The organism is Thioclava sp. SK-1 (assembly GCF_001705665.1).
Lineage (GTDB): Bacteria > Pseudomonadota > Alphaproteobacteria > Rhodobacterales > Rhodobacteraceae > Thioclava.
In genome coordinates, this window is record NZ_MDHA01000042.1 from 18,088 (window position 1) to 42,588 (window position 24,501).

The 24,501-nt window shown below is 56.2% G+C and carries 24 protein-coding genes; 11 read left to right on the plus strand and 13 right to left on the minus strand.

The window, feature by feature from the left end; all coding sequences use genetic code 11:
• The first annotated feature begins 2 nt into the window (after positions 1–2).
• Genes BFP70_RS09490 through cobA form a run of 3 tightly spaced genes read left to right on the plus strand, consistent with a single transcriptional unit; the run spans position 3 to position 4,663 of the window.
• A complete protein-coding gene (locus BFP70_RS09490; RefSeq protein ID WP_066011246.1) occupies positions 3–1,241 on the plus strand; it encodes an NAD(P)/FAD-dependent oxidoreductase in 1,239 nt (412 codons plus the stop codon).
• 12 nt (positions 1,242–1,253) lie between these two features.
• The gene (locus BFP70_RS09495; protein ID WP_066011247.1) at positions 1,254–3,920 is read left to right on the plus strand and encodes a nitrate reductase; all 2,667 of its coding nucleotides are present in this window, start codon (positions 1,254–1,256) and stop codon (positions 3,918–3,920) included.
• A complete protein-coding gene (gene cobA, locus BFP70_RS09500; RefSeq protein ID WP_066011249.1) occupies positions 3,917–4,663 on the plus strand; it encodes a uroporphyrinogen-III C-methyltransferase in 747 nt (248 codons plus the stop codon). Before BFP70_RS09495 ends, cobA begins: the two co-directional genes overlap by 4 nt.
• Here the strand turns inward: cobA and BFP70_RS09505 are convergent, their stop codons facing one another.
• The 8 genes from BFP70_RS09505 to BFP70_RS09540 all read right to left on the minus strand — a co-directional run bounded on the left by BFP70_RS09505 (position 4,664) and on the right by BFP70_RS09540 (position 13,499).
• Positions 4,664–5,038 carry a hypothetical protein gene (locus BFP70_RS09505; RefSeq protein ID WP_066011254.1) on the minus strand — a complete coding sequence of 125 codons (375 nt, stop codon included), beginning with the start codon at positions 5,036–5,038 and terminating at the stop codon, positions 4,664–4,666.
• The gene (locus BFP70_RS09510) at positions 5,035–6,123 is read right to left on the minus strand and encodes a flagellar biosynthesis protein FlhB (protein WP_066011256.1); all 1,089 of its coding nucleotides are present in this window, start codon (positions 6,121–6,123) and stop codon (positions 5,035–5,037) included. The genes BFP70_RS09505 and BFP70_RS09510 overlap by 4 nt, the downstream gene beginning before the upstream one ends.
• On the minus strand, positions 6,120–6,896 hold the full coding sequence (locus tag BFP70_RS09515; protein ID WP_066011258.1) for a flagellar biosynthetic protein FliR: 777 nt from the start codon (positions 6,894–6,896) through the stop codon (positions 6,120–6,122). The genes BFP70_RS09510 and BFP70_RS09515 overlap by 4 nt, the downstream gene beginning before the upstream one ends.
• The gene (flhA, locus tag BFP70_RS09520; protein ID WP_066011260.1) at positions 6,893–8,977 is read right to left on the minus strand and encodes a flagellar biosynthesis protein FlhA; all 2,085 of its coding nucleotides are present in this window, start codon (positions 8,975–8,977) and stop codon (positions 6,893–6,895) included. The genes BFP70_RS09515 and flhA overlap by 4 nt, the downstream gene beginning before the upstream one ends.
• A 13-nt stretch (positions 8,978–8,990) precedes the next feature.
• Entirely contained in the window at positions 8,991–9,734 is a 744-nt protein-coding gene (locus tag BFP70_RS09525) for a hypothetical protein (RefSeq protein WP_066011262.1), read from the minus strand.
• A gap of 86 nt (positions 9,735–9,820) precedes the next feature.
• Complete coding sequence (locus BFP70_RS09530; RefSeq protein WP_083217431.1) at positions 9,821–10,615, minus strand: 3'(2'),5'-bisphosphate nucleotidase CysQ; 795 nt, start codon at positions 10,613–10,615, stop codon at positions 9,821–9,823.
• A complete protein-coding gene (locus BFP70_RS09535; protein ID WP_066011266.1) occupies positions 10,602–11,951 on the minus strand; it encodes a TldD/PmbA family protein in 1,350 nt (449 codons plus the stop codon). The genes BFP70_RS09530 and BFP70_RS09535 overlap by 14 nt, the downstream gene beginning before the upstream one ends.
• A 63-nt stretch (positions 11,952–12,014) precedes the next feature.
• Positions 12,015–13,499 (minus strand): DUF2125 domain-containing protein, encoded by a 1,485-nt coding sequence (locus tag BFP70_RS09540; protein ID WP_066011268.1) that lies wholly within the window; start codon positions 13,497–13,499, stop codon positions 12,015–12,017.
• Positions 13,500–13,646: 147 nt separating this feature from the next.
• Between BFP70_RS09540 and BFP70_RS09545 the strand changes: the two genes are divergently transcribed.
• Complete coding sequence (locus BFP70_RS09545; RefSeq protein ID WP_066011269.1) at positions 13,647–14,258, plus strand: enoyl-CoA hydratase/isomerase family protein; 612 nt, start codon at positions 13,647–13,649, stop codon at positions 14,256–14,258.
• Positions 14,259–14,321: 63 nt separating this feature from the next.
• Here BFP70_RS09545 and BFP70_RS09550 read toward each other — a convergent pair whose 3' ends face one another.
• The 5 genes from BFP70_RS09550 to BFP70_RS09570 all read right to left on the minus strand — a co-directional run bounded on the left by BFP70_RS09550 (position 14,322) and on the right by BFP70_RS09570 (position 18,964).
• Positions 14,322–14,663 (minus strand): DUF2853 family protein, encoded by a 342-nt coding sequence (locus BFP70_RS09550; protein ID WP_066011270.1) that lies wholly within the window; start codon positions 14,661–14,663, stop codon positions 14,322–14,324.
• Between the two features lie 161 nt (positions 14,664–14,824).
• Positions 14,825–16,360 carry a sodium:alanine symporter family protein gene (locus BFP70_RS09555; protein WP_066011271.1) on the minus strand — a complete coding sequence of 512 codons (1,536 nt, stop codon included), beginning with the start codon at positions 16,358–16,360 and terminating at the stop codon, positions 14,825–14,827.
• A gap of 11 nt (positions 16,361–16,371) precedes the next feature.
• Positions 16,372–16,809, minus strand: a complete 438-nt coding sequence (locus BFP70_RS09560) for a universal stress protein (protein WP_066011272.1) — start codon at positions 16,807–16,809, stop codon at positions 16,372–16,374.
• 172 nt (positions 16,810–16,981) lie between these two features.
• Complete coding sequence (ahcY, locus tag BFP70_RS09565) at positions 16,982–18,370, minus strand: adenosylhomocysteinase (protein ID WP_066011274.1); 1,389 nt, start codon at positions 18,368–18,370, stop codon at positions 16,982–16,984.
• 102 nt (positions 18,371–18,472) lie between these two features.
• The gene (locus BFP70_RS09570) at positions 18,473–18,964 is read right to left on the minus strand and encodes a hypothetical protein (protein ID WP_066011276.1); all 492 of its coding nucleotides are present in this window, start codon (positions 18,962–18,964) and stop codon (positions 18,473–18,475) included.
• A 430-nt stretch (positions 18,965–19,394) separates the two neighbouring features.
• On the opposite strand from BFP70_RS09570, the gene leuC reads away from it, so the two are divergent.
• The 7 genes from leuC (at position 19,395) to rlmH (ending at position 24,501) form a co-directional block, all read left to right on the plus strand.
• A complete protein-coding gene (leuC, locus tag BFP70_RS09575; RefSeq protein ID WP_066011278.1) occupies positions 19,395–20,816 on the plus strand; it encodes a 3-isopropylmalate dehydratase large subunit in 1,422 nt (473 codons plus the stop codon).
• 9 nt (positions 20,817–20,825) lie between these two features.
• Positions 20,826–21,431: a 3-isopropylmalate dehydratase small subunit gene (gene leuD, locus BFP70_RS09580; protein ID WP_066011279.1), complete on the plus strand. Its 606-nt coding sequence runs from the start codon at positions 20,826–20,828 to the stop codon at positions 21,429–21,431.
• Between the two features lie 136 nt (positions 21,432–21,567).
• A complete protein-coding gene (locus BFP70_RS09585; RefSeq protein ID WP_066011280.1) occupies positions 21,568–21,738 on the plus strand; it encodes a YqaE/Pmp3 family membrane protein in 171 nt (56 codons plus the stop codon).
• A complete protein-coding gene (locus tag BFP70_RS09590) occupies positions 21,731–22,120 on the plus strand; it encodes a DUF4112 domain-containing protein (RefSeq protein WP_066011282.1) in 390 nt (129 codons plus the stop codon). The genes BFP70_RS09585 and BFP70_RS09590 overlap by 8 nt, the downstream gene beginning before the upstream one ends.
• 36 nt (positions 22,121–22,156) lie before the next feature.
• Complete coding sequence (locus tag BFP70_RS09595) at positions 22,157–23,503, plus strand: mechanosensitive ion channel family protein (RefSeq protein ID WP_066011284.1); 1,347 nt, start codon at positions 22,157–22,159, stop codon at positions 23,501–23,503.
• Between the two features lie 134 nt (positions 23,504–23,637).
• Positions 23,638–24,006 (plus strand): ribosome silencing factor, encoded by a 369-nt coding sequence (gene rsfS, locus BFP70_RS09600; protein ID WP_083217432.1) that lies wholly within the window; start codon positions 23,638–23,640, stop codon positions 24,004–24,006.
• A gap of 27 nt (positions 24,007–24,033) precedes the next feature.
• Positions 24,034–24,501, plus strand: a complete 468-nt coding sequence (rlmH, locus tag BFP70_RS09605; RefSeq protein WP_066011289.1) for a 23S rRNA (pseudouridine(1915)-N(3))-methyltransferase RlmH — start codon at positions 24,034–24,036, stop codon at positions 24,499–24,501.

Consider the following 24,501-nt stretch of genomic DNA (forward strand, 5'->3'; position numbering starts at 1 on the left):
CGATGAAAGAACGTCTTGTCATCATTGGTGCGGGCATGGCCTCTGGCCGTTTGTTGGATCATTTGATCGCGGAATGTCCCGACCGGTTCGATATCACAATATTCAATGCCGAACCGCGCGGTTGCTATAACCGGATCATGCTTTCTCCTGTTTTGTCCGGGGAAAAGGCCTGGGAAGAAATCGTCACCCATGATGCGGCATTCTACGATACCCATGGTGTCACCTGCCGCTTTGGCGAGACGGTCACTGCGATCGACACTGATGCCCAGCGCGTGACCGGTGAAAACGGCACCGTTGCTTATGATCAGTTGATCTTTGCCACCGGATCACAGCCCTTCATCATCCCAATGCCCGGCCATGATTTGCAAGGTGTTCTGGCCTATCGCGATCTGGATGACACCAATAAAATGATCGCGGCCGCAAATGCAGGGGGCCGCGCCGTGGTGATCGGCGGCGGGCTGCTGGGGTTAGAGGCCGCAGCCGGGCTGCAATCACGCGGTATGGATGTGACCGTTGTACATTTGATGGATCACCTGATGGAACGGCAGCTGGATCCCACCGCCGGGCGCCTGTTGCAAAACGCGCTCGCTGCGCGTGGGATTAATGTGCTTTGTGGGGCCCAATCGGAAAAAATCCTGGGCGAAAATGGTCACGTGCGGGCACTTGCGTTGAAAGATGGCCGTGAATTGCCCTGCGATATTCTGGTGATGGCGGTGGGGATCCGGCCCAATGTTGGCCTGGCAAAGGCCACCGGGTTGGACTGCAATCGCGGTATCGTGGTGGATGCGTCGATGCGCAGCACAGTCCCGGCGGTCTCCGCGCTGGGCGAGTGTGTGGAACATGACGGACAGCTGTTCGGCCTTGTCGCGCCGCTTTATGATCAGGCCCGCGTTTTGGCGGATCGGTTGCAAGGCCGGGCGGCGGAATTTGTCGCGCAGGAATTGTCGACCAAGCTAAAGGTGACAGGCTGCGATCTGTTCTCGGCCGGGGATTTCGCTGACGACGCGGACCGCGAAGATATCATCCTGACCGATCCTCAAAATGCCAGCTACAAACGTTTGGTCGTGCAAGACAACCGGCTGATCGGCGCGGTGATCTATGGTGACACATCGGATGCCAATTGGTTCTTTGGACTGATAAAAAACGGCACCGACATTGCGCAATTCCGCGATACATTGATTTTTGGCCCAGCCTATCAAGATGACGGCGCCACCCCAGACCTGTGCGGCCTTGCCGCCTGAAGGAGAATGACCATGAACGCCGAAGCCAAGCCCCAGCGCTCCGCCACAGCCCCCACGGTCACCCGAACAACCTGTGCCTATTGCGGCGTGGGCTGCGGTGTTCTGGTATCGCGCGACGCGGATGGGACCATCGCCGTAAAAGGTGACCCCGATCACCCGGCCAATTATGGCAGGCTATGTTCAAAAGGCACGGCGTTGGCGGAAACGCTGGGCATGGATGATCGCCTTCTGACCCCACAGATCCACGGGCAGCCCGCAGATTGGGATACAGCGCTGACCACCGTTGCTCAGGCGTTTCAGAACACGATCCGTACGCATGGCCCGAATTCGGTCGCGTTCTATGTTTCGGGACAGTTGCTGACCGAAGATTACTATGTGGCCAATAAGCTGATGAAAGGGTTCATCGGCTCTGCCAATATTGATACCAATTCGCGCCTGTGCATGGCGTCATCGGTTGCAGGGCATCGCCGCGCCTTTGGCACCGACACCGTTCCCGGCCAATATGAGGATCTGGAGAGTGCCGATCTAATCGTGCTTACCGGGTCCAACCTGGCGTGGTGTCATCCGGTTTTGTTCCAACGGATTGTGGCTGCCAAAGCCGAAAACCCCAATATGAAGGTGGTTGTGATTGATCCGCGCCGCACAGCCAGCTGCGACTTGGCCGATCTGCACCTGCCGATCGCCTCGGGCGGGGATGCGGCGCTGTTCAACGGACTTTTGGCTCAGATTGATCGACGCAACGCGGCAGATCCCAACTTTCTGAAACATGTGAATGGCGCTGACGCGGCCATTGCAGCTGCCCATGAAAGCGACCTAGGCCTGACCGGCCTAAGCGATGATCAGCTGAACGCGTTTTATGATATGTGGATCGGCACACAGAAGGTCGTTACGGTTTACAGTCAGGGGATCAATCAAAGCTCCAGCGGGGCGGACAAGGTCAATGCGATCTTGAATTGTCACCTTGTCACGGGCCGTATCGGCACCCCCGGCTGTGGGCCGTTTTCCGTAACGGGTCAGCCGAATGCGATGGGCGGACGCGAAGTCGGCGGGCTGGCCAATATGCTGGCGTGCCACTTGGATATTGAAAACCCTGACCACCGTGATGCTGTACAGGCCAGCTGGGACGCACCCGCCATGCCCGATGCGCCGGGGCTGAAGGCGGTGGATATGTTCCGCGCCGTGGCCGATGGGACGATCAAAGCGATCTGGATCATCCATACAAACCCCGTCGTGACCATGCCCGAGGCCGATAAAGTCCGCGACGCCTTGGCCAATTGCGATTTCGTGGCCGTCACGGACATCACCGCGCAAACCGATACCGCAAAGCTGGCAGATGTTGTGCTGCCCGCTGCCGCCTGGGGTGAGAAATCCGGCACTGTCACCAATTCCGACCGCACAATTTCGCGCCAACGTGCAATGCTGCCGACACCGGGACAATGCCGCGCCGATTGGAAAATCCTTGCAGATGTCGCATCGAAAATGGGTTGGGGACAGCAGTTCGGCTGGACCTGTGAAGCCGAAATTTTTGCCGAATATGCGCGGTTATCCGGGGTTGCCGGGGCGCTGGGGTCGGATTTCGACATCTCGGATCTGAGTGATTTGACACCGGAAGGTTATGACGGGTTGGCGCCATTCGTCTGGCCGCGCAACGCCCGGAAATCCGGTGGCCGCTTCTTTGGTGACGGGAAATTCCACACGCCCGACGGTAAGGCGCGCATGCTGCCGATCACACCGCGCGCACCGGAATCGCGTAAATCACCGAAATACCCCTATCGGCTGAATACCGGGCGGGTGCGCGACCAATGGCATACGATGACACGCACCGCCAAGGCGCCCCGGCTGAACCAGCATCTGGCAGAACCCTATCTGGAAATTCATCCACAAGATGCCAAGGATCTGGGGATCAAACCTGCCCAGCTGGTGCAGATCACCTCACCCCATGGACGGGTGATATTGCGTGCCTTGCTGGCCGATACGGTGCAGCGCGGCGATGTATTTGCCCCGATGCATTGGACAGGCCAAACCGCATCCCTGGCACGTGTCGATACGCTTGTCGCGGCCAATCCCGATCCCGTCTCCGGTCAGCCCGAAAGCAAGGCCAGCACCGTTGCACTTGCGCCGTTCCAACCAGCCTGGTTTGGCTATGCCGTTTGTGCAGACACGCAGATGCCTGCGCCCGATTGCACCTATTGGACCCGCCTGCGCAGCGCCAATGGGTGGCGAATGGAGCTGGCGGGCGAAGACATGCCCAACGATTGGGAAGCCTATGCTCGCGCCTTATTTGGCCTGCCCGACGCGCAGATCGCCAAGGTCACAGATACAGCGCGTGGCACAAGCCGGATCGCCTTCCACCATGACGGGCGCTTGCTGGCTGCGCTATTCGTTGGGCCGCAGCCGGTGGCAATTTCGCGCGGCCACATTAGCAGCCGCGTTGGTCAAGACCAGCCGGTGCGCGTTTTAGCAGGCCGCGCAGGGGCGGATCAACCCGACCCCGGCGCAACTGTCTGCGCCTGCCTTAATGTCGGCGTGAACCAGATCCGTAGCGCGATCGAAACCGGCGCCGCCCTTTCGGTTGCTGCGCTTGGCACAGCGCTGGGTGCGGGGACCTCTTGCGGTTCTTGCCGCCCCGAGCTAGCTATTTTGTTGAAAAAATTCGCCAAAGAAGAGGTGTCGGCATGACCGGTTCTATCGCTCTGGTCGGGGCTGGCCCCGGCGCCGCCGATCTGTTGACCCTGCGCGCGCTGAACCGAATTAAGGCCGCCGATGTGATCTATTATGATCGGCTGATTGATCCACAGATTTTGGAATTTGCGAGGCCTGACACCGAACGCGTATTTACCGGCAAACATGTGGGCGCGCATAGCTGGCCGCAAGAGAGGATTTGCACCGTGATCGTGGCCGCAGCGCTGGCGGGAAAACGTGTTGTACGGTTGAAATCAGGCGATCCCGGTGTATTTGGACGCGCGACAGAAGAGCTGGACGCTGCGCGCGCACATGGGATTGAAATTGAGCTGGTGCCGGGTGTCACAGCCGCCTCTGCCGCTGCGGTCAGCCTTGGCCGTGCCTTGACTGAGCGCGGTCAGACCGATCATCTTGTCATCGCAACGGGCACATGCAAACCGGGTGATCCGCCCCCCGATTGGGCGGCGTTGATCCGCCCAGGCACTGTTCTGGCGCTGTATATGGCCGTGCGCGCCGCCCGCGATATGCGCGCAGCCCTTCTGGCAGCAGGCGTGCCCAGCAGCCTTGAAGTGCAGGCCGTATCCGAGGCCACAACGCCCCGCGAACGCGCCATTACCACCACGCTGGCACACCTGCCCGAAGCGATGGAGACGGGTCGCATTTCCAACCCGGCAATTCTGTTTCTGCGTTGGCCAAAACAGGCGCAACCGGCACAGATCTTACCGCTTGTGGCAGAGTAATTACCGCGCCTTACGGATCGCATCGCGCTTCTTCTCCAACAGCTCTTTCTTGCGCAGCTTGGTCAGCACATCATGCTGTCCAACCCGATGCGCAGACGCCGCGCGCGCCTGTTCAACATCGGTTGACAGTTTCACCAGATCGGCATCAATGCCCTTCACCTTGTTTCCGGCCCAATCCCGGTAGCGTTCAGACATTTTGACATCCGTTGCATCTTGCACCGGCAACAGCGCCGCCTGTTTGGCAGAAGCGTTCAGATCTTCTTGCTGTGACAACAACGCCGCCTGTTGCGCCCGCAACCGCGCAAGCTTTCCCAGTTCCACATCTTTCAGTGTTTCAGCAATGGCGATCAATTGATCAAAGCGGTTTTTGCTCATGCGCCCATGCGCCCTTTTACACGTTGGCGCATTTTCTCGGCAAAGCGGATGGCAGCGGCAACGGCTTTATATTGCTCTGGCTGAACCTCTTGACCGATTTCCAATGTTGCGTGCAAGGCACGCGCCGTAGGTGGATCACGGTGAATCGGCACGTTGTTCTCCCCAGCGATTTCACGGATACGCGCGGCAATTTCATCGACCCCTTTTGCCACGCAGATCGGTGCACGGCCCGAACCACGTTGCCATTTCAGCGCAACCGCATAATGGGTCGGGTTCACAATGATAACATCCGCAGTCGGCACATCCGTAAGCATCTGATTCATCGCCAGTTCGATACCGCGTTGACGGCGATGTTGCTTCATATGGGGATCACCCTCGGACTGCTTCATCTCATCCGTCATTTCTTTGCGCGACATTCTATTTTTACGCAAGAATTCAGCACGTTGCCACAGGTAGTCAACCGCACCCATAATGCCCGACAGCAAAACAACAATGGCAAGGAACTCTATAATCATCCGCATCAGATCCGCGCTGGCCATGATGACATCCACATGCTGGGTCATCAAAATGCGGTCCATCTGGCGCGACAGAAACAGCCCCAGGATCAATGAGATCAGCCCCAGCTTCACGAAACTTTTGCCAAATTCAAACAGCCCATTGCGCCCGAATTTTTGCTTGGCATTCGCGATCGGATTGATCCGGCTTAGCTTCATTTCCAGTTTTTCAGGGGCGAAGACCACGGCGCGCTGCACCTGCAACCCTGCCAGAACGGCGATGATCGGAATGATAAAAATCGGCAGCAATGACGGTAAAACCTCAGCCAGAATACCGCCAATTACTGTGCTGGCCGGGCTGTTGACCTGCAAGGATAGATGATCGGAATTGCCGATCAATGTCGCAAGCTTGCCGCCAAAATTTTGCACAATTCCGACACCCATCCCATAGGCGGCGATCAGAAATCCCGCATAGGATGCAGCCACGGTAATTTCCGCCGACTTGACCAGTTCACCACGTTTTCGCGCCTGGTCCAGCTTATGCTGGGTGGCTTCATATTCCTTTTCACCGCCTGCGTCGTCTTCGCTCATCGCATCACCGAATAGGGGTTATATAGGAATTCAGAAAGCGCACCGTGCCACATCATCAAACCAGAGGGCAGTGCGATGGCCAGCATGATCAACCCACCCAAGGTCAGCGCCGGCGCACCAACAAAGGCCACCATCAGCTGCGGCATGGCGCGGTTGATCGCCCCCAAAGCCACGTTATACACCACGCCGGCAATCACAAAGGGCGCCGCAATTGAAAACGCCAATTTAAAGGTTGTGGACACGCCTGCACTGCCCCAGCTGCGCACCAATTCAGGGTTTGGGAACTCTCCGAATGGGAAGGCATTATAAGAACCTATCAACAGCTCTACCATTTGCACATGCAGGCCCATATGCACCGCCACGGCAAAACCCGCCATGATCATCATATGGCCGATTGCGGGCTGCTGTTCCCCGATGGAGCCACCGAAAAGCTGCGACAAGGATGTCGCCTGCGCCGCGATTGTGCCAGCGGTTTGCAACGCCAAAACAAACAGACGCAGCATGATTCCCATCAACAATCCCGCGGCCGTCTCCGGCAGCAGCGCCGCATAGGGAAAGCCATCGCCGATCTGCGGTGCAAGCTCTGGTGCGACAGAGGGCATGACAATAATGGTGAACGCCCCAGCAATGCCAAGACGGACCCGCATTGGCACCGCTTTTTCCCCAAATGCGGGCATCACGGCCGAGGCAGCGCCAACCCGAATAAACACGGTAAAGGCCATAAAGAACCCATAGCGCGTCAGATCCAACACTTCTGCCAGAAGCTCGGTCATGCAGGGACCACCCCAACCATGGCGGGTTTGGCATCCAGACCGATTTCCTCAAAACTCAGCACCGGGGCAGAGATCCCTTTGGCGCCCAAAACCGTTTTCAGGAAACGCCGCCGCCGCGATGATGTAATAATGGCAGGAAATACGCCGTTTTCGCCCGCCCGCGCGATACGTTCAGCGACATTGTTCACCAACCGCGAAAATTTATCCGGCGGCAGCGCCACATCTGCATTGGGCTGGTCGGTCATCTGGTAGGTGGTGAAAGTTTCTTCCCATTCCGGCGACAATTGCAACAGCGGCAAGGTGCCATCGTCGCGGCGATATTCCGCAACCAATTGAAAGCCGAGCCGTTGGCGTACATGTTCGGTGATCAGTTCAGGGGAATTCAGATGGCGCACTTCAGACACCGCCTCGACGATCAGCAACAGATTTCGGATCGATACCCGCTCCTCCAACAGCAGCCGCAACACCGCAAGCAGAAGATCCACCGGCACACGATCCGGGATCAGCTCATCCAAGATCCGGCGGTTTGATTCCCCCCGCGCCGTATCCGACAGGTTCCCAGTTTCATCAAGAAGGCGGCGCAATGCTTTCAATGTCATCAGGCGGCCGAAATTGCGTTTGATCACCTCAAGCAGATGAGTCGCCAAAACTTCGGTCGGAGATACCACAGTGGAGCCCGACAGCGCCGCCTCTTCTTGCGCATCTGCAGGAACCCAACGCGCGGGGGCGCCGTAAACAGGTTCTTTCACATCGATACCCGCTGGCAGCATGTCGCGATTATCCGCAATCAGAGCCAGTATCTTGGTCGGATGCAGCTTATCACGCGCCTGCTCTACCCCCTGAATACGAATGCGATATTCTCCGGGCACAAGGCTTGCATCATCGGTCAACCGAATTTCAGGCAAAATCAATCCAAACCCAGAGGCAACATGGTTGCGCATATTGGTAATACGCACATCCAGACCGGTCGCCGGATCCAGCGCCATTTGCACAAGATCGGAAGAAAACTCGACATGAATATCATCCACATCCAGAACATCGCCGATGGATTTCTTCTTTTTCTGCGGCTTGTCGGGCGCGGGCATTTTCGCTGCCTCGCGCTGCTTTCGCTTTTCCGCCTCTTGTTTCAGGTAGTAGGCACCACCGCACAAAAGCACCGCGCCCAACATGAATGGGGTGAAGGGCAGGCCCGGCACCAGCGCAAACATCGCCATCAACACGCCAACCGTCATCATGGCCGCCGGGTATTTCGCGATCTGGCCGAACAGGTCCATATCGGCCGTGCCCTGCGCCCCACCGCGTGACAGCAAGATCGCCGAAGCGATAGAGATAATCACCGCGGGGATCTGGCTGACCAAACCGTCGCCCACCGTCAAAATCGCATAGGTTTCCAGTGCGTTCATCAACTCCATACCGTGAACCACAGTGCCGATCACCAGGCCGACGATCAAATTCAGCAACGTGATCATCAGGCCCGCCACAGCGTCGCCTTTCACAAATTTAGACGCACCATCAAGCGAGCCAAAAAAGGTTGTCTCTCGTTGTTCGCGGTCGCGCCGCGCGCGGGCCTCGGCGTGGTCGATCGCGCCTGCGTTCATATCGCTGTCGATCGCAAGCTGTTTGCCGGGCATTGCATCCAATGCAAATCGTGCACCCACTTCGGCCATACGGCCTGCGCCCTTGGTGATCACGATGAAGTTCACGATCAAAATAACGCAAAACACCACAAGGCCGATCAGAACCGATCCGCCCATGATGAAATTTGCAAATCCCTCAATCACATTTCCGGCCGCGCCGGTGCCGGTATGCCCCTGACCGATGATTAATTTTGTCGAGGACACGTTTAACGACAGACGCAGCATCAAGGACGCCAATAGGATCGTCGGAAAGGCCGAAAAATCCAATGGCCGTTCGATGAACAATGTCACCGTGAAAATAAGAATGGCGATGGCGAACGACGCCGCAAGCCCCACGTCCAGCACCCATGACGGCACCGGAAGGATCATCATTACAATCACCGCCATCAATGCCAATGACAGCATGATTGTAGGGTGGAAAATCTTGGAAATCGTCAGCTTCATAAACGCGACCTTCTTATTCGGCAGGGGCCATGATGGCGGCCGGAGCGGGGGCTTGGTTGGGCGCAACTGCAAAAAGGCTGGCGCGGGCCGCACCTGCCTTGGCAATCAGGGGAACGGCCGGCGGCGCATCCGCGCGGGCAATCCGGCCATCTTCGGTGACGCGAATTTCCGGGATCACCGGAATTTCACCTTCACCCGCCTGCGCCATCGGCAGATGGGCGTAACGTGCACGCAATCGGGAAAACCTGTCATCGAAGCGTTGGCTCATTGGTGTAGCCGCGCCCAGATACTGTTCTGTCGCGGCTTTCCAATCACCGGTTTTCAGATAGAGCTGCGTTAGAAAATCAGCCGCATACAGAGCGTTTGGAAGCGGGGTGAACATCTCATCAAGCAGGGCCGGATTGGCGGCATCCCACGGATAGGACATTTGGAAACAGCCGGTTTCAAACCGATCCGCGCCGGCCTGATGGGCTTGGTTGACATAAAGCTGCGCATCCTCCCGGGTGGCAAAAGCCTGTGTGCGATCCGCGATTGTGACAGTCCAGGGCCAGGGCAAATCACCCCCCTGTCCGGTCTGAACGGTGGCAAGGTGGGTCAATGCCGCCACCGGCACACCGCTTTCACGCGCTGCAGCCTCCGCTGCCCGACTGCAAATATCTGAAATATCGAATGGATCTTGCGCCGTTGCGACCCTGCCGCACAGCACATAGACCATTACGCCGAGCCAGATGGCACCGATACGTCCTAAACCTGTCATGGGATTCGCCCCGTTAACCGCAATTCTTGCTGGTTGCAGGCTAGGCCGGAAGGGTTACCAAGGTATCAACAACGTTCGGTTTTTCCCTATGGCATTGTTGGATGCAGCCGTGACACATAGTCGGCATGCAACGCCGGAGGGGCAACGACCAAGCCGTTTGCGCGGCAATCCTCGCGATTAAACGTTAACGGCTGACCGGCGCGATCGCTTGCCAAAACGCCGGCGCGCTGGGCAATCAGGCTGGCCGCAGCGATATCCCATTCAAACGCAGGTCGCAGTGAAATGGTCGCGTCAAACTGTCCATCCGCCACCAAACACAAGCGCCACGCCAAGGACGGGCGGAAATGACGTTTATAATCAGGAACTCCTGCGATCCAATGGCGCGGATCATCCGAGATAGTCGAGGTCAAAACAGTACTGCCGTCAACCTGCGTCGCCCCGCCCGGCACCATTGGCGCACCGTTCAATAATGCGGGCCCATCGGCATGGGCCGTATAGGTCAGGCCCAGCGCAGGCATATGCACCACACCGGCCACCACCCTGCCCCGCTCTGCCACCGCGATGGCATGGCCAAACCCAGAATCCTCGTTCAAAAAGGCGCGCGTTCCATCAATCGGATCGACGATAAACACCCGCTCTGCGGCCAGTCGCTCCGCGTCATCAACGCTTTCCTCTGACAACCAACCATAAGACGGTCGCGCTTTGCGCAATCGGCGCTCCAACAACAGGTTAACCGCCAAATCCGCCTCTGATACCGGTCCGGCACCGGCGTCTTTCTCCCATGCATCGGGTTTTTGCTTCCAGTAACCCATCACCAGCTTACCCGCCGACAAAGCGGCATCGGTCAACAGCTGTAGGTCATCTTCATTATTCCCCGGCAAGCGTAAGACCCTCAATCAACAAAGATGGGACAAGCTGGCTTAGATGCGCGCGGGCGTCATTGGCAGCCACCATCCCTTTTAACATATCACGCAGATTTCCTGCGATTGTGCATTCGTTCACCGGATAGGCGATCTGTCCGTTTTCGACCCAAAAGCCACTGGCCCCACGGGAATAATCCCCGGTATTTGGATTGATCGTCGCGCCGATGAAACTGGTCACCAATAACCCGGTGCCCATATCCGCCAACAATGCATCGCGCGATTTCTGCCCGGCAGTCACCGCAATATTGCCTACGCCGGGCGATGGCGGCGCCGAGATCCCACGCGACGCGTTACCCGTGCTTTGCAGGGCTAATTTCCGGGCCGTGGCCAGATCCAGTGTCCAGCTTTGTAAAATACCATTTTCCACGATCGCACGGCGCTGTGCCGGCAGCCCTTCTGCGTCGAACGGACGCGAACGACCAACACGCTTGCGCAGCGGGTCTTCGATCAACGACATGCCGGCGGGCAGCACCTGCTCCCCCATCGCGTCACGCAGCCATGATGCGCCACGAGTGATTGAGGAACCGTTGATCGCCGCTAAAAGATGCCCGATCAGGCTGCTTGAAATCCGCTCATCCAACATCACCGGATAGGCGCCGGTTTTTGGACGCCGGGGTGCGGCCATCGCTACGGCACGTTCCCCGGCCAAACGACCGACCTCAGCTGCGCTGGGCAAATCGGCCTGAAAAATACGGCTTTCGCCGGCATAATCACGCTCCATCCCCAGACCTTCGCCCGAAATCGCAACGGTTGAAATGGACCGTGATGAGCGTGGATACCCACCGTTAAACCCGTTGCTGGCCGCCAGTTGGATCCGCTGGCGTGAATAGGATGCCGATGAGGCAGACACCTGCGCCACGCCCGCCACGGACAGCGCCGCCTGCTCTGCCTCGCGCGCGTCCTGTTCCAATGCCGCGGGATCAGGGTCTGCGCTGGGGTCATTCAACTCTAACACGTCAATGTCCCACTGCGTCGCCAATTGTGAAGGATCGGCCAACCCGATATAGGGGTCTTCCGGGGCCAGCCGCGCCATTGTCACCGCGCGCTCTGCCATTTCCGAAATCGTCCGTTCCGAAATATCTGATGCCGATACGCAGGCCTGGCGCTGACCCACCAAAACACGCAGGCCAATTTCAACACCTTCGGCGCGTTCTGCCTGTTCCAACGCGCCTTGGCGCACGTCAATCGATATCGCCGTCCCGTCAATGGCAATGGCGTCGGCCTGTTCGGCCCCCGCGGATTTCGCCGCCGACAGCAACATATCTGTCAATTCGCTCAAAGATGCCTGCGACATCGGGTCCCCCAAAATATCAAACCGCCCGACCCTGCCGGACGGCTTGCAACCTGTCAGGTCAGTTTATTGAATACGCTGACCATTCGCACTGATCGATCCGTCTTCGCCGAATTCAATCTCGGTCTCAAGCGCGTCATCGCCGGTTTGTTTAGCATATAGCCCAAGCATCATCCGGCCAAACATCGCCTGATCTTGCGGCAACAGCCCCATCGCAACCAGATTATCCGCAAGCGCATTGGCGCCCGTCAGCTCCAGTTCGATGGTCCCAACCGGCATCTGCACACCCGAAGCAAAACCCAGATCACCGGTGCCATGCAAGGACGCACCCGCCGCTTGCACCGTCAGATCATTGATCGTCAGCTGTTCGGGCGTGATCGGCGGAAGCGCGGCGTTCAGGCTTTCGGTTGAAAACAGGTCATAGGCGGTTTTTACCTTCCCGCTTAGATCCAGAACCAAGGTGGCCGGATCGCGCGGCAGGTTCTCTGCCGGATCAAACATCGCCCAAATCTGTTCCGAGATTTCCAACCCCTGCAGGCCCAGTTTCACGGCAAAGGCTTGCCCATCGTCCGATTTCGCGATCGGCATATCCATCAGACCGCTTAATGTATCAAAGGTCAGCGACAGCGGCATCGGCAATTCCGGCCCGGACACTGCAACATTGGTCTGCCCCACCGACCCTTGATAGGTCATGCGCTCGCGCATCATATTGAAATCCAACGCGCCATCCGTCACGTCCGTCTCCAACACAGCGTCGCCATCGCCAGAGTTCCCCTCGATCCGCAGCGCAGCCCGGTCATATCCCAGCTTCATCTGCATATTGGCGCCTTCATTCAGCACCTGGGACAAATCACGGGTGGCCGGATCCAGTTGGGATGGGATCATCGCATCGCTGCTGGCCACCACCCCATGAATTTCGCCAGACAGGTTGAATACTTCGCCGGTTTCAGGGTCTGCGCCGGTGCTGACGACGGTAAACGTATCCGCACGCATATTCGAGACAACATGGCGCAGTGTGCCCTCTGACATCAAATAGCTACCATCAATCTGCTGCATCTGCACGGTGGCTTTCAGCGGAACAGATGTCGCACCGTTGTCTTCGGTGCCATGCAGATCCACCACAACCTGCGGAAAGGAAAAATCATGCTGCATCGCGTCTGGCGTGCCAGAAACGCGCACGGTGCCATCGCTTTGACGCATCACCATATCCAGTGCCATCGGATCGGTGTGATCCGCCGGGCCTTTCACCTGCCCATGCATTTCAGGCGACATAGTAACGTTTACCGCGCCATCTTCATTGGTGAAGCTTAGCTCCGGCACGGTCATTTCCAATGTGCTGTCGGCATCGGTCGTCAGAAGCTTCAGATCACGAATGACCAAACCATCATCAACGGCCTCTTCGGCCCCAACAGACACTTGATAGCCGAAATCCACATATTGCGTGCGCCATGCATCCCAGACCTGTTGCGCGGTAACATCCGCCATAGCGACCCCGGCGCCAAGCCAAGTAACAGATAATGCCGCGACAGACACGGACGTAAGACGGACCATATCAGGACCCCTTTGAATAAATACCTTGGCTGCACCATCCCGTTTCCCGCCTGCCGGGTCAAGCAGATGCGCCCTTTGCATGGCTTGTCAAAACGCCGATCTTCATGATCTTCTTGTGAAAACCCGGTGAACACAGGATAGGCCGAAATGATCCGCATGGAAACGACTGGCCCGATATGGCGCGCGACCCTTGATCGCCCCGCCAAAGCCAATGCGCTGACCGAGCAAATGTTGCAAGATCTGCTACACTTTGCACAAGATGCTGCCCATTCCGGCGCAAGGGGACTGATTTTAACGGGCGCGGGGGCTGCGTTTTCCGCCGGTGCGGATTTGGAGGCGGCGCGCGCGGGGCTTGCGACCTCTGACTTATGGGAAAGATTGTCGGGTGCTATCGCCGCCTTTCCCGGATTGTCCATCTGTGCGCTGAACGGGGCGCTGGCTGGCGGGGCTATGGGCATGGCGTTGGCATGCGATCTGCGCATCGCAGTGCCGCAGGTGAAAATTTTCTATCCTGTCATGAAGTTGGGCTTCCTGCCGCAGCCATCCGATCCGCCAAGGCTGCGCGCATTGATCGGCCCAGCGCGCAGCAAGATGATCCTTATGGCGGGGCAAAAAATCCAGGCGCAGGAGGCGCTGGAATGGGGGCTGATTGATCGGATTGTTCCGCCCGACATGTTGCTAGACAATGCGCATCAGCTGATGGCCGACGTCACCAATGCCACCGCCCATCATGGCGCAGCAATCAAGGCCTTGATTTAAAAAGAAATAGCGCCCAAACCATCAGGCGCTATCCAACATGTTTGTGACTGCCGCCAAATCAGATCAGGCGTAGACAGCTTCTTTGCCGAAATGCTTAGTCAGCATGTAGTAAATGACCGCACGATGTTTGTTGCGCTCTGATTTACCATAGGTTTCGATAACCGCATCAATGGCATCCATCAATTCCGGGCCATCTGGCAGACCCAGCTTTTTCATCAAGAAATTGGTTTTGACTGTTTCAAGCTCTGCTGGATCAGACCCTGCGACGGTCCCTGCATCGGCATTATAGATCGCCGGACCGCAGCCGATCGTGACCTTGGTCAACAGCGCCATATCCGGCGTCATATTGCACTTGTTGCTAAGATCATCGGCATATTTCGCGATCAGATCGTCTCTTTTACCCATCTGTCCCACCTTAATAAATAAAATGCCTATTTTTAGGCTGGCGCGATACGCAGGGTAAGCATGACTGCATAAATTTCAAACGATAATTATAATTTCGGGCTTTTCCCGCATGAAAAAGGGCCGCAAGACCGCGGCCCTTTCACAAAGGCACTGCCGAAATTTTAGTGTTTGATATCAAACACGCCGGATTTCAGCCGCTCCATATAAGAGGTCATTTCGGCCCGCACGACGGGCATCAGGATATATAATGCCACGATGTTGACCAATGCCATCGCAAAGATCGCCGCATCCGAGAAGTCAATCACAGGACCAAGATTCATCGCCGCACCAAACACGACGAAAATGCAGAAGATGATCTTGAATGTCAGCTCCTGTGCCTTTCCTTCACCGAACATATAAGTCCAGGCTTTCAACCCGTAATAGGACCAACTGATCATGGTGGAGAAGGCAAACAGCACCACCGCGATCCCCAGAACCCATGGGAACCAGCTGAACGCGCTGGCGAATGCAGCCGAGGTCAGCGCAACCCCGGACACATCGCCCGCAGTGGCCACACGACCCAGTTCGGCATTCCAGACATATAGGCCGGTTTGCGGATCTTGCTGCATCACGCCGGTGATGATGATGACCAGCGCCGTCATGGTGCAGATCACAACCGTGTCGATGAACGGCTCTAGCAAGGAAACAAAGCCTTCGGTGATTGGCTCTTTGGTTTTTACCGCCGAATGGGCGATGGCCGCCGAACCGACACCGGCTTCGTTTGAGAAGGCCGCACGTTTGAACCCTTGGATCAACGCACCAACCAAGCCACCAGCGACGCCAAGCCCGGTAAAGGCGCCCGCAAAGATCTGGCCAAAGGCCCAGCCGATCTTATCATAGTTCATTACCAGGATGATCAGCGCCGCGCCGACATATAGCACAGCCATCATCGGCACGATTTTCTCTGTTACCTGCGCGATGGATTTCAAACCGCCGATGATCACGGCAAACACGATCAGCGCGAAGACAACACCAGTGATCCAGCCTGGGTATTCCCCAAACAGATTGGTGATTTGTGCATGGGCCTGATTGGCCTGGAACATGTTGCCGCCCCCCAAGGAGCCCAACACGCAAAAGATTGAGAACAAGATTGCCAGCGGTTTGCCCAACCAACCAAAGCCGCGCTCTTTCAGGCCTTTGGACATGTAATACATCGGTCCGCCCGACACGCCGCCATCGTCATATTCATTGCGGTATTTTACCGCCAATGTGCATTCGGTGAATTTTGACGCCATGCCCATCAAACCGGCAAGGATCATCCAAAATGTCGCCCCGGGACCGCCAATCGACACGGCGACGGCGACACCGGCGATATTGCCCAGCCCCACTGTACCAGACAATGCCGTTGTAAGTGCCTGGAAATGGCTGACCTCACCCGCATCGTCCGGGTCGGCGTATTTCCCCGACACCAATGCGATTGCATGTGGAAAGGCGCGGAACTGAATAAACAGGAAGTAGACGGTAAAGATGGTTGCCGCGATCACCAGCCACAGTACGATCCAAGGGAAACTTGTTCCCGGTAACGGCGAAAAGATGAAATTGACGAAAGGCGTTGTGACAGTGGCAACAGCGGCGTTGATGGTTTCGTCAATGGCGGCATGCGCGGGAAGCGCGACCGTGAGCAGCCCGATAAGAGCCGTAAAAAATGCCTTATGCATCTGCGGTTTCCTTATGGGACGATGACGGTGGGAATGGGGGAAAGCTGCGCAAGCCCCAATGGGACCGATCCGAAGATCCGTGCCGCAACACTATGCGACCCTGTGCGACCCACAAAAATCTGCGTCGCCTTTGCCTCACCGGCTATTTTCACAATAAGATCAACCACCTGACCATAGCGGATTTCACCCTTGGTGGTGACGCCGGCGGCGGCGCATTTTGCCAGCGCAGGGGACATCAACTTGGTTTCGGCCACGGCCATCTCTTGGCGGCGCCGTTTGGAACGCTCAGCCACCTCTTCCTGTGTTAGGAATTTATAGGGCGACCATTCCAGAATATGGACAAGAAGAAGCTCTGCATCTGCACGTTTGGCCCGCGCCAATGCGTAATCCAGAACCTTCTCCCCGTCAGCGTCACCTTCATAGGCGACGACGAAGATCTCTTTCGTCATGTTATTTTACCCCTGTTATTTACGCCGCATGCGTTGAACAGGAATGCCGGCTGAACCGATCTTGTCCCTTGTTCAAATATGCAGGCGGCACCCAAAAGCCTTTGGCCACTCGTGAATCACGAATAATTTAACCATAAGGTCAGGGGAAAGCGGGTGCCACCTTTTTAGGCAATTAGTAGCGATAATGCTCCGGTTTATACGGTCCTTCGACCGTCACACCGATATACTCTGCTTGATCTGTCCGCAGTTCGGTCAGTTTTGCACCGATTTTTGTAAGATGCAGGCGGGCAACTTTTTCATCCAGCGCCTTCGGCAGGATATAGACGCCCGGTGCATAATCATCGCCTTTGGTCCACAGCTCAATCTGCGCCAAGACCTGATTGGTGAATGATGCGGACATCACGAAGGACGGATGGCCCGTCGCATTGCCAAGGTTCAGCAAACGGCCTTCGGACAGCAAGATGATCTTGTTGCCTGACGGCATTTCGATCATATCGACCTGTTCTTTGATGTTGGTCCATTTATGGTTTTTCAGGTTCGCCACCTGAATTTCATTATCAAAATGGCCGATATTGCCAACGATGGCCATATTTTTCATTTCACGCATATGCTCGATGCGGATGATGTCTTTGTTGCCTGTGGTGGTGATGAAGATATCCGCGTCTGCTACGACATCTTCCAATGTCACGACCTCATAACCGTCCATTGCGGCCTGAAGCGCACAAATCGGGTCGACCTCGGTCACTTTGACCCGTGCGCCCGCCCCGCTTAGCGATGCAGCGGACCCTTTGCCAACGTCACCATAACCGCACACGACGGCCACTTTGCCTGCCATCATCACATCGGTGGCACGGCGGATGCCATCCACCAGCGATTCTTTGCAGCCATACTTATTGTCGAATTTTGATTTGGTGACAGAGTCATTGACGTTGATCGCAGGGAAGGGCAGCTGCCCTTTTTTATGCAGATCATACAGGCGGTGCACACCGGTTGTCGTTTCTTCGGACACACCTTGGATCGCATCACGGGTTTTGGTGAACCAACCCGGTGATTGCGCCATGCGTTTTTTGATCTGCTTAAAGATCACCTCTTCCTCTTCGGATTGCGGTGTCTCGATCAGGTCGGTTTCGCCGGCTTCAACGCGCGATCCCAGCAAAATATACAAGGTTGCATCGCCACCATCGTCCAAGATCATATTCGCGCCTTCAGGGAATTGGAACGAACGGTCCAGATAATCCCAGTGCTCCTCCAACGACTGACCTTTGATCGCAAAGACCGGAGTGCCGCCTGCCGCAATTGCTGCGGCCGCATGATCTTGTGTGGAATAAATATTGCATGACGCCCAGCGCACATCTGCGCCCAGCTCATTAAGCGTTTCAATCAAGACAGCAGTCTGGATTGTCATATGGAGCGAACCAACGATCCGTGCGCCTGCCAAGGGCTTTTTCGCCCCAAATTCCTCGCGGCATGCAATCAAACCGGGCATTTCGATTTCGGCAATGTCCAACTCTTTGCGGCCATACTCTGCCAGCGAAATGTCTTTAACGATATAGTCGGCCATGATGGGCTCCCAAACTGTGTTTGGGCACTACCTAACATTGCGAAGGTTAATCGGCAATTGCACGCGGCCCGCATTCAGACATGTCTGATGCGCGGCCAATACTTATCCGGTTGGCAGCAGACCCTCGGTTTCCAACCGTGCAATCGGGCTGTCATCGCGTTCCCAGCCGATGCCAGAGGACACAACACAGGAGATACCATCTGCGCGTGTATAAACTGCTGTCCAGGTCCCCATGAGATCGGAGGCCCATAGCTCAACTGAGCGATCGCTTTTAAGCGACTGATGTGCAAGTGGTTTTTCAGCAAAATCATGGTCCAGCGTGTTTAGTAATTTGGCGCGGCGGTCGCAATATGGCACATCCACCGATTGATCCATGCCGATCTGCTGGATGTCGTCAAAGATGGACAGGTCGCCTTGCGCAAATGGCTCACCGGAAATGTTGTCCATTGGGCGTCCCGCTTCGGCAAAAGCAGAGGAACGTTGCACCGCGTTTTCCTGCGGATCGACTTTTGACAAAGCAACGGTCACTGGCAGCGCCACTGTGATGGCGGTTGCAGTTACGGCGGTCATGATCGTCTTTGGGCTGAGGCGCATTGCGTTCCCCTTCTATATCCTGTTCAACCATATAACGCGCACCACAGCGAAAAGGTTCCAACAGGGTTACTGCGCCCCGGATCATGCCCCGGATCATGCCCCAGATCGGGCCGCCGTATCATGCCGTTTTGTGCACCCCCAATGACACAGTGATGCGCGCGCACCTACGGACCCCTGTGCATCGAGGTCGGTCAGAATCCCTGACTTTTAAGTTTCCTTGCGAGAGCGCCTGAAACCGCGTATATCCGCGCGCATGAGCCGCATTTTCGATCTGAACGAACGCGCCCGCTTGCGGGAACGCTTTTACGGAGAAAGCCTCTCCGTGGTTGCCCGACTTTAAAGTCGGCCGCTTTTGGGTGCGCTGGGCGCATCCCCACGTTCTGCCCATGTTCTAAACGAATTCCACAGCTATCCTTAGAAAGTGAGAGCCATGTCCGCTCCGAAGACACTCTATGACAAGATTTGGGATGCCCATGTCGTCAGCCAAGACGAAGATGGCACCTGCCTGCTGTATATCGACCGCCACCTGGTTCACGAAGTTACCAGCCCGCAGGCATTTGAAGGCTTGCGTCTGTCAGGCCGCAAAGTGCGCGCACCGGAAAAGACCATCGCGGTGCCTGATCACAACGTCCCGACCACGTTGGACCGTGCAAAAGGCATCGACAACGAAGAGTCACGCATTCAAGTCGACGCGCTAGATAAGAACGCAAAAGATTTCGGTGTGAACTACTATCCGGTGTCTGACGTGCGTCAGGGGATCGTGCATATCGTCGGGCCGGAAAATGGCTGGACATTGCCGGGCATGACAGTTGTCTGCGGCGACAGCCACACGGCAACCCATGGTGCATTCGGATCTCTGGCACATGGTATCGGCACGTCTGAAGTTGAACATGTTCTGGCTACGCAGACCCTGATTCAGTCGAAATCTAAGAACATGAAGGTGGAAATCACCGGCAAGCTGCGTCCCGGCGTCACCGCCAAAGACATCACGCTGGCCGTGATTGGCGAAACCGGCACCGGTGGCGGCACCGGCCATGTCATCGAATATTGCGGCGAAGCGATCCGCGATCTGTCAATGGAAGGCCGTATGACCGTGTGTAACATGGCCATCGAAGGCGGCGCACGCGCCGGTCTGATCGCGCCAGACGAAACCACATTTAACTATGTGAAAGGTCGTGCGCATGCGCCCAAAGGTGCACAGTGGGAAGCTGCCTTGAATTGGTGGAAAACCCTGTTCACCGACGAAGGTGCGCATTTCGACAAAGTTGTCACGCTGAAAGGCGAAGAAATTGAGCCGGTTGTGACCTGGGGCACCTCACCCGAGGATGTGCTGCCAATTTCGGGCACCGTGCCTGCGGCCAGCGATTTCAAAGGTGGCAAGGTCGACGCTGCTGCGCGCTCGCTTGACTATATGGGCCTGAAACCTGGCACCAAATTGGAAGACATCAAGATCGACGTGGTCTTCATCGGATCGTGCACCAACGGTCGGATCGAAGATTTACGCGCCGCAGCCGAAGTGCTGAAAGGCCGCAAAATCGCGGATGGCGTCCGTGCGATGGTTGTTCCCGGCTCTGGCCTGGTGCGCGCACAGGCCGAGGAAGAAGGTCTGGACAAGATCTTCCTTGATGCGGGTCTTGAATGGCGGATGGCCGGGTGCTCCATGTGTCTGGCGATGAACCCAGATCAGCTGGCACCGGGGGAGCGTTGCGCCTCTACCTCGAACCGGAATTTCGAAGGCCGTCAGGGCAAAGGTGGTCGCACCCATCTGATGAGCCCCGCAATGGCTGCTTGTGCTGCTGTCACCGGTCACTTGACCGATGTGCGCAAGTTCATGGAACTTGAGGACGCGTAAGGAACGACGATGGAAAAGTTTGAAAAACTGACGGGCATCGCCGCGCCCATGCCGCTGGTCAATATCGACACTGATATGATCATTCCGAAGAACTTCCTGAAGACGATCAAGCGCACCGGTCTGGGTGTGAACGCATTTGCGGAAATGCGCTACAATGACGATGGATCGGAAAACCCCGATTTCGTGCTGAACAAAGATCAGTATCGTCAGGCGCAAATCATCGTTGCCGGGGATAACTTCGGCTGTGGATCGTCACGCGAACACGCGCCTTGGGCCTTGGCGGATTTCGGCATCAAGGCCGTTATCTCGACCTCCTTCGCGGATATCTTCTTCAACAACTGCTTTAAGAACGGCATGTTGCCCATCGTCCTGCCGCAAGAACAGATCGATGTGTTGATGAAGGATTCCGAAAAAGGATCCAATGCGCGCATGACCATTGATCTGGAAGCGCAAGAGATCACGACATCAGATGGCGAGGTCATCAAATTCGATGTGGATGCGTTCAAAAAGCACTGCCTGCTGGAAGGGCTGGACGATATCGGCCTGACCATGAATAAGGCTGCCGCGATTGACACGTTTGAAACGCAGGCTGCACAGGCACGCCCCTGGGTGTGATCACGCCGCAAAACTGACCCCATTAAGCCGCCCTTTCACCGGGGCGGCTTTTGCTTACGTGGATTCTGCCGTGCAGAACGGAACCTTCCGCGCTCTCCTCACGTTGTAGGATTAACAATAGACAGGAGAGACCCTTATGGACCTCATTCGTATTATCGCCGCCATCATCTTGCCCCCGCTGGGCGTATTTTTGCAGGTGGGTATCGGCAAACATTTCTGGATCAACATCATCTTGACTCTGTTTGGCTATATTCCCGGTATTGTCCACGCGATCTGGATTATTGCCCGCACGCCAGAGCATGCCTAACCCGATGAACCCGCATCAAGACCGCTATTTGCAAGAGCTGGCGCATCTTGATCGGCTGGCCAATAAAATGGACCGGGCGTTTCGGGTGCCCGGAACCAGTTTTCGTTTTGGCTGGGACAGTGTCCTTGGCCTGATCCCCGGTGTTGGTGATACGGTGACGCTTGTGCCGTCCGTCTATATCATTGGCCGGGCGCATGGCCTGGGTGTGCCCACACATCTGCTGGCACGAATGGGTGCGAATGTTGCAATTGACTGGGCCACGGGTCTGATACCCCTGGTCGGGGATATTTTCGATATCGGCTACAAATCAAACAGAAAAAATGTGGATTTGCTGCGCCGCCACATCGAACGCAACACAGAAACCTTTACTGAAACCGCGTGATCCGCGTTAGGCTCCGGACAAAGTAACGGAGACCTCATGGATCTGATTGACGCAGAAACCCTTCACCGGCTTGGATTTATCTGGACACAGGTGCTGATATTCATCAGCGATCTGGTCCTTCCATCCAGGCTTATCCAGATTGCAATCCTGATCGTGTTGTGGATTGTGGCACACGGGCTGGGCGGAGTTTGGCTATCGCGGAAACTGGATGCATGGGCGCGTAAGCGACAATTAAGCGCCGCGCAACTGCGCCATGTAATCAGCCTGCGCCAAAGACTGCGCGGATTGGTATTTGTCGTGTTGGCATGGGGGGCGACTTGGGTCTTGGCCGAAATGTCTCCCTTTACATCACGCCGGTTCATCGTGGAATTCGTGGCCACTGTTGCAACAGCATGGATCGTCATCGGCCTGGTCGTGCGATTAATCCGCAACCCGCTGATGCGCCGCATGGTGTCATGGGCACTATGGATCGGTGCAACGCTGCATTATCTGGGCGTTCTGGATGATGCATCACAGATTTTGGACAGCATCGCGGTCGAATTTGGATCGTTCCGTCTAAGTGCGCTGGCCGTGACTAAAGCCGTAATCGTCACCACCGCGATGCTGACAGTGGCGCGGGTGGTAGCCGGCCAAGCGTCTTCCAGCATCCGGCATAACGACGAAATCAGCCCCTCGATGAAAGAGCTGATCATCAAGGTCCTGCAGGTCGTTCTGTTTGGGCTTGCCATGTATGTCGGGCTGAAATCCGTCGGGTTCGATCTGACCGGTCTTGCCGTTTTATCCGGTGCTATCGGCGTCGGGCTGGGGTTTGGCCTGCAGAAGGTTGTGTCGAACCTTGTGTCTGGCGTCATCATCTTGCTGGATAAATCCATTAAACCCGGTGATGTGATCAGCCTTGGCGATACATTCGGTTGGATCAATTCCCTTGGGGCGCGCTATGTCAGTGTCGTTACACGTGATGGCAAAGAATATCTGATTCCCAACGAAGATTTGATCACTGGGCAGGTCGTAAACTGGTCCCATTCAGATGAATACGTCCGGATCGATTTATTTTTCGGCACCGCCTATAGCGATGATCCGCATGTTGTGCGGGATCTGGCCGTCAAGGCCGCGCAATCCGTCGAGCGCGTTTTAAAAGACCGCAAAACCGTGTGCCATATCGTGGGTTTTGGTGATAGTTCAGTGGATTACATCCTGCGATTTTGGATAACGGACCCGGTAGAGGGGCTGACAAATGTGCGCGGTGGCGTGTATCTGGCACTGTGGGATACGTTCAAAGCCAATGGTATTTCCATCCCATTCCCACAACGTGAAGTCACGATGTTAGGCGGATCACAGCTTGCTGTTCATGATAGCAAAGAAAAGACCGTTTCTGAAAGTTGAGATTTCCTGTCCGTGGTGTTACGTTGCACCTAGGTCTAGCGTCGGGGCCATCGGACGGCGCCCAACTTCGGGAGGACTATGTCCTGTCTCATCTCTCTCTCGCGCTGGGTGATGCCAGCGCAAAGGCGGCAATCATGACGGCAGATCTGCCGACAGGCGTCGAAGCGACAAGCGACCAGATTCTGGAGCGCGTCATGTCTTCTCTTGATGACAACAAGGCCGAGGAGATCGTTTCAATCGATCTTGCGGGGCGGTCGTCTGTTGCTGATCACATGGTGATCTGCTCCGGTCGGTCCTCGCGTCAGGTGGCGGCAATTGCCGATAACCTGATCGAGCGTTTGAAAGAAGATTTCAACATTTATTGCAAAGTTGAAGGCAAAGAACAGGGCGATTGGGTTCTGGTCGATTGCGTTGATGTGGTGGTTCATATCTTCCGCCCGGAAGTGCGTGAATTCTATCAACTTGAAAAAATGTGGATGCCAACTTCGGGCACCGCAGAATAATCTGACAACGGTAACAGGGCCTTTGCGATGAAAATTACGATCCTTGCGGTCGGTCGTCTGCGCAAGGGCCCCGAACTGGTCATGATCAAAGATTATCTGGAACGCGCGTCCAAAACAGGTCGCGCGCTTGGCCTTGGCACGGTCGAAATCATCGAGGTCGAAGACAAGCGTGGTCTTGGTATGGCCGAAGAGGCCAAGCTGTTGGAACGCGCTATTCCCTCTGGTGCGGCGCTTGTCACGATGGACGAACGCGGGGCCATTATTTCATCCCCTGAATTGGCTGAGAAGCTGGGCAATTGGCGCGATACAGCGCGTGATGTTTGCTTCGTGATCGGCGGTGCGGACGGCATAGACCCTAGCCTGCGGAATCGTGCCGATTTCGCGATTTCACTTGGAAAAATGGTGTGGCCACACATGCTTGTGCGTGTGATGCTGGCGGAGCAAATTTACCGTGCCGGACAGATTCTTGCCGGGACCCCCTATCACCGAGAATAA